1 protein-coding gene is annotated in these 385 nt (G+C 62.9%); it reads left to right on the forward strand.

Going from position 1 to position 385, the window contains the following annotated elements:
- A partial coding sequence (locus tag EOA22_RS37495; protein WP_164756379.1) for a PQQ-binding-like beta-propeller repeat protein occupies positions 1 to 385 on the forward strand: 385 nt, incomplete at both ends.

Consider the following 385-nt stretch of genomic DNA (forward strand, 5'->3'; position numbering starts at 1 on the left):
CAACATGTACATCGTCACGCCCTTTCCCAACATCGTCTACGCGCTCGACCTTTCCAGGCCGGGCGCGCCGATGAAGTGGAAGTACGAGCCCAACCCCGAGCCGGCGGCACAAGGAGTGGCCTGCTGCGATGTCGTCAACCGCGGAGCGGCCTTCGCCGACGGACGCATCTTCTTCAACACGCTGGACGGCCACACGATCGCGCTCGATGCCAATACGGGCAAGCCGATCTGGAACACTCATATCGGCAACATCAACATCGGCGAGACCATCACCATGGCGCCGCTGGTGGTGAAGGGCAAAGTTCTGGTCGGCAATTCCGGCGGCGAAATGGGCGTCCGCGGCTGGGTCAAGGCGCTGGATGCCGGAGACGGGCATGTTGTCTGG

Origin of the sequence: Mesorhizobium sp. M7A.F.Ca.US.014.04.1.1 (assembly GCF_003998745.1) — a bacterium.
GTDB lineage: Bacteria > Pseudomonadota > Alphaproteobacteria > Rhizobiales > Rhizobiaceae > Mesorhizobium > Mesorhizobium ciceri.